We start from the raw sequence: 9,384 nt of genomic DNA on the forward strand, positions 1-9,384 counted from the left end.
ACCGGCAACGGCCCGGGACCGGGCCGTTGCCGGTCGTGCACGCAGACCCGGTCGAGGACGGCGACCGTATCGGCGGCCAGCAGCGCCGCGTACGACCACCACAGTTCCTCGTGGTGCCCCGCCGGAAAGCGGAGGCCCTGCTTCTCGACGTACTCGCGCCGGTACGCCTTGTTCCACGCGGTCGGCGGCAGTTCCAGCAGCCCCGGCCGGTCGGCGGCGTAGAACGACGCCGGGCCCTCCTCGCTCAGCAGAAGGTGTGGCTCGTCGCGCACGGCCGGCCCCGGCCGGTGCTCGCGGGCGTGGCCGAAGACCAGCACGTCCGGCTCGCCGGTCCGCCCCAGCCGGTCGGCGACGGCCCTGAGTGCCCCCGGCGCCAGGGTGTCGTGTGCGTCGAGGAACAGCAGCCAGCCACCGGTCGCGTACTCCAGACCGGCGTTGCGGGCCGGCCCGGGCCCGCGGTTCTCCGGCAGGTGCAGGGGGACGACGCGCCGGTCCGTGGCCGCGCAGGCGTCGAGGACCGCCCCGCAGCCGTCCGGTGAACCGTCGTCCACCGCGATGAGCTCCAGGTCGGTGAAGGACTGGCCCAGTACGGAGTCCAGGCATTCCTGGAGGTGCTCCTGGGCCTTGTACACGGGGACGACAACGCTGAACCGGGGCAAGGCACATCCATGGGACGCGGGGATCGGATGGCCCTGGAACGCCCGACGTGGCGGTCGGGTTACGCCGGGCGTGGCATCCGGGGGACGCCACGCCCTCTCGGCGTACGGCTACTTGACGGCGCCCGCCATGACACCGGAGATGAACTGCCGCTGGAACGCGAAGAACACGGCCAGGGGAATGACCATCGAGATGAAGGCGCCCGGTGCCAGCACGTCGATGTTGTTGCCGAACTGGCGGACCTGCGTCTGCAGCGCGACGGTGACGGGCTGGTTCTCCGGCCGGGCGAAGACCAGCGCGACCAGCAGGTCGTTCCACACCCACAGGAACTGGAAGATGCCCAGGGAGGCGATCGCGGGACCGCCGAGCGGCATCACGACCCGCGTGAACAGCCGGATCTCCCCGGCCCCGTCGAGCCGGGCCGCCTCCAGCAACTCCCTCGGGATCTCCGCGAAGAAGTTCCGCAGCAGGAAGATCGCGAAGGGCAGCCCGAAGGCGACGTGGAACAGCACGACGCCGAGGATCGAGCCGAACAGTCCCAGGTCGCCGAAGAGTTCGGCGATGGGGAGCAGCGCCACCTGGATCGGCACCACCAGCAGCCCGACGACCCCCACGAACCACCAGTCCCGGCCCGGGAATCGCATCCACGCGAAGGCGTAACCCGCCAACGACCCGATGACGACCACCAGTACGGTCGTCGGGACCGTGATCAGCACGGTGTTCAGCAGCGAGTCGGTGATGTCCTCGTTCTCCAGCAGCCTCTGGTAGCTGTCCACCGTCAACTGCGCGGGTTCGGTGAAGACCGTCCACCAGCCGCTCCGGTTGATGTCCGAGGACGAGCGCAGCGAGGAGAGCAGCAGCCCGATCGTGGGCATCAGCCAGAACAGGGCGACCAGTACCAGGAACACCCGCACCAGACCGCCGCCCAGGCGGGCAACGATCCGGGAGCCCAGGGACTCCTTGGGCTTCGCGTCGGGGGTCCGCGTGAGCGGGGCCCCGGCCACATCGGCCTGTGCAGTCATCGGCGTCCCTCCCTGCGGAGCCGGCGGATGTTGCCGTGCTTTCCCGGGGGACGACCCCCGGACCCCCGGCCGGTCATCGGCCTCCCTCCCTGCGGAGCCGGCGGATGTTGCCGTGCTTTCCCGGGGGACGACCCCCGGACCCCCGGCCGGTCATCGGCCTCCCTCCCTGCGGAGCCGGCGGATGTTGTAGATCATCACCGGGACGACCAGCAGCAGGAGGAACATGGCGATGGCGCTGGCGATGCCCGGCTGGTCCTCGGCGAAGCCCTTCCGGTACAGCTCCAGGGCCAGCACGTTCGCGTCGTCCTGCGAGGAGCCGGGCGCGATGATGTACACGAGGTCGAAGACCTTCAGTACGTTGATCATCAAGGTGACCAGCACCACGCCGAGCACCGGTGCCAGCAGCGGCACCGTGATGCGGCGGAACACCTGCCACTCGTTGGCGCCGTCCACCCGGGCGGCCTCCAGCAGTTCGCGCGGCACCGTCGCCAGCCCGGCGGCGATCAGCACCATCGCGAAGCCCGCCCACATCCAGATGTACGAGCCGATGATGGCCGGGGTGATGAGGGAGGGACCAAGCCAGTCGACCCCGTTGTACGCCTCCCGGAAGTTGCTCGCGGGCAGCCGCAGCTGTGCGCCGTCCGCCTCCTCGGGCAGGGTGAAGCTCCCGTCGGCGGCGGCCTTCGCCGAGGCCACCACCTCGCCGTCCTTGACGGCCTCGATCCGCATGCCCGGATAGCCGAACTCGGAGGAATCGACCCCGTTCAGGGTGCCGACGCCCTTGCCGCGGGTGAAGTCCTGCCAGGTGGTGCCCGACACCCTGCCCTGCTCGGCCACGGGTTTCGCCGCGGGCTTCGCGTCGTCCGGCATGTTGTCGGGAGCCACACCGACCAGGGGAAGCATCACCGGCTTCCCGGCCCGCACCGGCTCCCGGGTGATGAAGGTGCCGCCGCCCGCCGCCTCGAGCGGCGACTCACGGCCCGGGTGGGCCTTCGGGAACGCGGACGACTCGGCGAAGGTGTCGTGCACGCCCACCCACACCGCGTTGGCGATCCCGCGGTCGGGGTCCTGCTCGTACACCAGCCGGAAGATGATGCCCGCGGCCAGCATGGAGATCGCCATCGGCATGAAGACGACCAGCTTGAACGCGGTGCCCCAGCGGATCCGTTCGGTGAGCACCGCGAAGACCAGGCCCAGCGCGGTGGCGACGGTCGGGGCGAGCAGCACCCAGATCGCGTTGTTCTTGACGGCGGTCAGGATCCCGTCGTCGGTGAACAGTTCCGTGTAGTTGTCGAGCCCGACGAAGCCGTCGCCGGACTGGTCGAAGAAGCTGCGGAACAGTGAGTAGCCGATCGGGTAGACCACGAGCGCGCCCAGCAGCAGGAAGGCGGGCAGCAGGAAGAGCACCGCGATCGACCTGCGGGTGCCCGTCACGCTCCCGCTCTGCTTCCCGGTCTTCCCCGGCTTCCTGTCCTTCCCGGGATTTCCGGCCTTCCCGGGTTCCTTCGCGGTTCCGTCGGCGGGGGGCACCGGCGCGGCGGCGCCCCCCGGGGTTGCCGTCGTCATGATGACCGGCTCAGTTCTTGTAGGCCTTGGCCGCGTCGGACTCCAGCCGCTGCTGGGTGCCCGCCACGTCCTTCGGGTTCTTCAGGAAGTCCTGCAAGGCCTTCCACTCGCCCTTGCCGGGCGTGCCGCCGAAGGCCTGCGGGGCCTGGTCGGACATGTCGAAGCGGAAGTCGTCGCCCGAGTCGATCAGGGCCTTCGCGATCTCCCGGACGACGTCGTTCGGGTACGCCGCCTGGTCGAGGCTCTTGTTGGGCGAAAGGAAGCCGCCCGCCTTCGCCCAGATCTCGGCCGCGTCCGGGGAGGCGAGGAAGGTCAGCAGGGCCTGCGCGCCCTTGGAGTCCTTCAGTGCCACCGCCGCGTCGCCGCCGGTCACCACCGGGGCCTCACCGCCGACGGCGGGGAACGGGAACAGCTTCGCGTCCGTGCCGATCTTCGCCTCGGTGTCCGCGGAGACGTTGACGGCCACGAAGTCGCCCTCGAAGACCATGCCCGCCTTCGGCTGGTCACCGCCGGTGAACGTCTGGGTCACGGAGTTCGGGAACTCCGTCTGGAGCGCGCCGCTCTGGCCGCCCGCGATGAAGTCCTTCTTGCCGAACAGCTCGCCGAGCGTGGTCAGGGCCTCCTTCACCGAGGCGTCGGTCCACTTGATCTCGTGCTTCGCCAACTGGTCGTACTTCTCGGGGCCGGCCTGGGAGAGGTAGATGTTCTCGAACCAGTCGGTGAGGGTCCAGCCGTCAGCGCCGGCGACCGAGACCGGGGTGACACCCGAGTCGTAGATCGTCTGCGCGGTGTCCATGAACTCGTCCCAGGTCTTCGGCTCGCTCGCGCCCGCGTTCTCGAAGACCGCGTTGTTGTACCAGACCAGGGACTTGTTGGCGGCCTTGAAGTACACGCCGTACTGCTTGCCTCCGACCGCGCCGAGCTCCTTCCAGCCGTCCGAGTAGTTCTTGTCCAGCTGTGCCTGGACCTCGGCTCCGACGGGCTTGGCCCAGTTCTTCTCCACGGCCTGGGTGATGGCGCCGACCTGCGGGAGCATCGCCACATCCGGCGGATCCCCGCCCGCGATCTTCGAGCCGAGGAAGTTGATGATCGGGTCCTGCGCGGGAACGAAGGTGACCGTGGCCCCGGTGCGCTTCTCGAACTCGCTCAGGACCTTCTTGAAGTTCTCCTGCTCGGGGCCGGTCCAGACGGCCGCCACCTCGATCTTCTCGCCGTTCAGCCGGGGGAGTTCGACGGTGGCGGCACTCTCGGTGCTGCCGTCCCCGCCTTTGCCCGGTTCGTCCTTGTCGTCTCCGCCGCAGCCCGTCAGGACCAGAGCGCCGGCCGTGACCGCCGCTATCACGGCTCCCGTTGTACGCGGTGTACGAGTCCTGCGAGTCCTACGAGTCCTGACGGTTGTGCCCGTTCGAAGAGTTGTGCGCATCGCTGCCCCGTCTCTCCCCTGCCGCACCCCAACGGGCGCGCAGTCCGGTTGTCCCGTGCGATCAGTCCTACGCCGGGGGCTCATGCCCCGCAATACCGCGTTCAATGTCAAGTTGCCGATCGTGACCACAGCGTGACGTGCTGTCAGAGCTGATCGCCAGGGACTTTCGCGGTGGCGGCACGGCGCACGGGGACAGCGCACGCGGACAGCGCACGGGGACGGTGGGCGGGGACGCGCGTGAGAGCGGCGGGTCAGGGCAGCAGGGAGGGCACCGGGGTCGCGCCGACCGAGCTCGCGGCCCGGTCCAGGGCGCTCGCCAGCAGGGCCAAGTCCGTGGGCCCGTTGCCCAGCTCCCGCACCGGGCGCCGGGTCGGCGGATCGCCCATGCGCTCCCACTCCAGCGGCACGACCGTGGGCCGCAGCGTCGCCGTACGCGGGATTCGTCCCGTCACCCGGCCTGCCTGGAAGGGGAGTTCGCGGGCCGCGGCGACAAGCAGCGAGCCCCGCCCCGGAGCGGTGCCGTCCAACCGGACCCGGGACGGCGGCGAGAAGACGGAGGGGACCTGGGAGCCGCACGCGGCGATCAGATGGACGCCGAGCCGTTCGCCGTCCCTGGCCACGGCCTCCAGGGCGCGTACGACGGAACCGGCGGCCGGGCGCCCGGGGTTGCCGGCGGCCGGGGCGACCAGCACGTCGAGGTCGTCGACGAGGACGACGAGCCTGGCCAGGATCTCCGGCGGCTCCTGTTTGCGGCCCGCGCGCAGCTTCAGCGTTCCGCTGGGCGGTGAATCCAGGTCCCCGCGCCGCTCGGCGGCGCTCGGTGCCCGCTGGGCGACCAGCCGCCCCGCGAGCTCGCGCTGCGCCCGCCACTCCGTGTAGTCGACGCCACCCAGGAGTTCGGCGCGGCGCTTCAGTTCCGCGCTGAGCGCCTGGGCGAACTCACGCATGCGGACCGGATCGCTGGCGATCAGGTGCGTGGAGACGTGCGGCAGGTCCGTGCACGGGCGCAGCCCGTCGGAGCCGGCGCCGTCCACGAGTACCAGCCCGAGCCGGTCCGGCCGCTCGGCGGCGGCCAGAGACGCGGCGAGCGCCCGCAGCAGTTCCGTACGGCCGCTGCCGGCGGGGCCCTCGAGGAGAAGATGTGGTCCTTCCGCCACCGGGTCGAAGCGGACCGGGCCCCGGGTTCCCGCGCCCAGTACCGCGACCGGCCCCGCGTCCTCGGCCCACCTGGCCATGAGCGAGGCGGGCGTGGCCCTGGCCAGCCCCAGCTCGTCCAGCAGCCGCGCCGATTCCGGCACCTCGCGGGGCCGGCCGTGCACCGCGTCCGGTGTCTCGTCCGCGGTGCGCAGCGGGGCCAGCGCCCGCGCGAAACGCTCCGCCCAGGCGGCCGAGACCGCGTCGACGGCCGCGACCGTGCCCTGGCCCGCGGGCGCGCCGTGTGCCGTACGCATCAGCCTCAGCGCCGTGGCGACGTCCCCGCTGAGCAGGGCGACGGCCCCGCAGGCGCGCACCGGGGGCGAGGCGGCGCAGGCGGCTTCGTACGTCTGCGTCACCGGCGCGGCGAGGGGCGCCGCCGCCGTCTCCGCGAGGCAGATCAGATGCACCCCGGCGGCCGGGCCCCGTGCCGCGAGCCGCGTCGTCGCCTCCCGCAGGGCGGCGGAGCCGGGGTCGCCGTCCACGATCACCACGGAGTACGGGCCCTGGGGCACCCCGGAGCCGGCACCCTGGCCGCCCCCGCTTCCGGTTCCTGCCCCCGCCGCGCCCCCGGTGCCGATTGCGGACGCGGCCCCGATTCCCGGCGGGGTGCCGGGGCCGGCCCCGGCCGCCGCACCGTGCCCGCCGCCGGGTGCGGACGGTTCCGGCGTGTGGTCCAGCCTGCGGGTGAGTTCCGCCAGGCGCGCGGCCGCCTGCTCCGGGTCGTAGGCGACGAGCAGCCTGCAGTCCTGCCCGTGGGCGGGGCGCACATGCGGAAGCCAGCCGAGCCACGCCCAGTCCTCGGCGGGCCGGGCCGTGCTGATCAGCACCAGCTCCAGCACGTCCGCGGAATGCAGCGCGGCGAGCTGGGCGACGACCGACCTCGCGAGGCCGAGCAGGCGCTCGCGCGGGCCCGCGAGGCCGAGGGATCCTGCCTCGCGCAGCGAGACGGTCACCGGCACGGCGGGCAGGTCGGCCCGGTCGGTGCTGCCGAGCCGCACCGCCAGCGCGTCCGGGTGTGCCGCGTCCCGCTCCCACAGACGCGGGCCCGGCCCCAGCGCGGTCAGCAGCAGGGCCGCCGCGTCCGGCCAGGCGTCCGGCGCGGTCTCGCACGCGAGGAGTGCCGGGTCGGCGGCGAGCGCGGAGTCGTCCCGTCCGCCCGCGAGCCGCCGCGCCCAGGCGCCTATGCCGCGCCGCTTGCGCGAGCCGTCACCGAGAGCCTCCGCCCGGGCCGTCGCCGAGGAGGCCGCCCCCTCGGACGGCGGGACGGCGAGGGGGTGCCGCATGACGTGCGTGTTCAGCCTGCCGTGCGTACTGCGCGTGGGCCGCGACGCCTCCGCCTCGGACTCCGCGGACTCCGCGGACTCCGCGGACTCCGCCGCCCCGGCGTCGGCCGCGCCGGGGAGCGCCGGATCCGGGCCGGTCCGCGCGCCCCACCCCGCACCGGATGCCGGGGACGCCGGGGGCGACGACGGCGACGACGGCGAAGGTGAGGCCGGCGGCCGGGCCGGGTCGCCCCCGTGCGGCACGGACGCGGCGGCCCGCTCCCCGGGGGCGCCGGGTCCGGGGGCGGGGCCGGTCCCGGGGACCAGCCGCAGATGTCCATCCCCGTCCGGCACCGGGGCCGGGCCCTGCGCCGCGGCCACGGCCGTGGGAGGCAGACGGAGGGTGGACTCGCCGAGGCGCAGCAGGGCCCCCGGGGTGAGCCGGACGGGCCGGTCGCCGACCCGCGCGCCGTCGAGCGTGGTGCCGTTCGTGGAGCCGAGGTCGGCGACCGTGATCCGGCCGGTGTCGGAGACGGTGACCGCGCAGTGGATCCGGGAGACGTCGGGGTCGTCCAGCGGCACGTCCGCGTCCGCGGAGCGCCCGATACGGATCTGGCCGCCGTGCAGCAGATGCACTCCGCCGGCGTCGGGACCGCCCACGACGTGCAGCTGGGCCGCCGCGCCGTCCAGGACCGGACCGGGGCCCGCCGGTGTGTACAGGGACAGCACGGCGCCGTCTATGAGGGGCGGATCCCCGAGGAGGGTGCGCTGGGGGTCGAGCCGGTCCTGTCCCGTGAAGATCACGACGGGGCCCGTGGGGGTGTCCGGCGAACCGGCCGAGGCGGCCGCCGCGTCGGCCAGGCCCCCGGCCACCGCGGCGAGCGGCGTCCCCGCCGGCGCGGTGACGAGCACGTCACACCGGCGCGCGGACTGGCCGCTGCGCGGTCCGAGGACGGTCAGCCGGATCTGCATCGCCGTCGGCGGTCCCTTCTGCACGGGGTGCCCGGCAGGGGAGGCCCTGTCCCCCGCCGTCGCACGGCTCGGCCGGCAGCCAACTGACCTAGACGGCCGTGCTGGAGGCATCCTCGCACCTGCCGCTGACAGAGTGCCCGCCGACGGTCAATCCGTGATCTTGATTGACGAAAAAAAGCCTGCTTGGGATCACTGTTGGCTGTTCGTCACACCGGCACGTGGCAACCAACCGGGCAGCCCCCGCGTCTTCACCGGACAACACCGGTGCCAGGGAAAGCGGCACGACCCGGCACTACAGTGGGTCGGACGGGTGTCCAACGTACGCACCCCGCGAAGACAACACCGATCACCAGGGAGCTCGACGTGCGGCCCGTAGGCAGCAAGTACCTCCTCGAGGAACCGCTCGGCCGCGGCGCCACGGGCACCGTCTGGCGTGCGCGCGTGGCGACGCCCCCGGGCGCGGAGGCGGCCGTGCCCGGCCGTCCCGGGGAGACCGTCGCGATCAAGGTCCTCAAGGAGGAGCTGGCCAACGACGCCGATGTCGTGATGCGCTTCCTGCGCGAGCGTTCGGTGCTGCTCAGGCTCACCCACCCCAATATCGTGCGGACCCGTGACCTGGTCGTCGAGGGCGATCTGCTCGCCCTCGTCATGGACCTGATCGACGGGCCCGACCTGCACCGGTACCTCCGCGAGAGCGGCCCGTTCACCCCGGTCGCCGCCGCCCTGCTCACCGCGCAGATCGCGGACGCCCTGGCCGCGAGCCACTCCGACGGAGTCGTGCACCGCGACCTGAAGCCGGCCAACGTCCTGCTCAAGACGGACCCCGCCGGCGGCATGCACCCGATGCTGACCGACTTCGGCATCGCCCGGCTGGCCGATTCCCCCGGCCTGACCCGCACCTCCGAGTTCGTCGGTACGCCCGCCTACGTCGCCCCCGAGTCCGCGGAGGGCCGCCCGCAGACCTCGGCCGTCGACATCTACGGCGCCGGAATCCTGCTCTACGAGCTGGTCACCGGGCGTCCGCCGTTCGCCGGCGGCACCGCCCTCGAAGTGCTGCACCGGCACCTGAGCGAGGAGCCGCGCCGCCCCACCACCGTTCCCGAGCCGCTGTGGACGGTCATAGAGCGCTGCCTGCGCAAGGAGCCCGGCGAGCGGCCCAGCGCCGAGAACCTGGCCCGCGGCCTGCGCGCGGTCGCCGACGGCATCGGTGTGCACTCCACCGCCGCGCAGGTCGAGGCCGCGCTCGGGGTGGGCGCCCTGCTCGCCCCCGCCGCCGCCCCCGTAC

Annotated in this window: 6 protein-coding genes; 1 reads left to right on the forward strand and 5 read right to left on the reverse strand. The window is 73.0% G+C overall.

Annotation, left to right across the window (positions count from 1 at the left end; genetic code table 11):
* The 5 genes from GUY61_RS29595 to GUY61_RS29615 form a co-directional block, all read right to left on the reverse strand.
* Positions 1–659 (reverse strand): glycosyltransferase family 2 protein (locus tag GUY61_RS29595; RefSeq protein WP_166633316.1); only part of this gene is annotated, 659 nt, incomplete at its 3' end.
* Between the two features lie 108 nt (positions 660–767).
* Positions 768–1,679: a carbohydrate ABC transporter permease gene (locus GUY61_RS29600; RefSeq protein ID WP_166633317.1), complete on the reverse strand. Its 912-nt coding sequence runs from the start codon at positions 1,677–1,679 to the stop codon at positions 768–770.
* 150 nt (positions 1,680–1,829) lie between these two features.
* Positions 1,830–3,113 carry a carbohydrate ABC transporter permease gene (locus tag GUY61_RS29605; RefSeq protein WP_166633321.1) on the reverse strand — a complete coding sequence of 428 codons (1,284 nt, stop codon included), beginning with the start codon at positions 3,111–3,113 and terminating at the stop codon, positions 1,830–1,832.
* A gap of 142 nt (positions 3,114–3,255) precedes the next feature.
* Positions 3,256–4,668 carry an ABC transporter substrate-binding protein gene (locus tag GUY61_RS29610; protein ID WP_166633318.1) on the reverse strand — a complete coding sequence of 471 codons (1,413 nt, stop codon included), beginning with the start codon at positions 4,666–4,668 and terminating at the stop codon, positions 3,256–3,258.
* 251 nt (positions 4,669–4,919) lie between these two features.
* On the reverse strand, positions 4,920–8,099 hold the full coding sequence (locus GUY61_RS29615; protein ID WP_166633319.1) for an FtsK/SpoIIIE domain-containing protein: 3,180 nt from the start codon (positions 8,097–8,099) through the stop codon (positions 4,920–4,922).
* Between the two features lie 363 nt (positions 8,100–8,462).
* Between GUY61_RS29615 and GUY61_RS29620 the strand changes: the two genes are divergently transcribed.
* The coding region (locus GUY61_RS29620; RefSeq protein WP_166633320.1) for a serine/threonine-protein kinase at positions 8,463–9,384 on the forward strand (922 nt) is incomplete at its 3' end.

The sequence above is a fragment of the Streptomyces sp. GC420 genome (assembly GCF_009916105.1).
Lineage (GTDB): Bacteria > Actinomycetota > Actinomycetes > Streptomycetales > Streptomycetaceae > Streptomyces.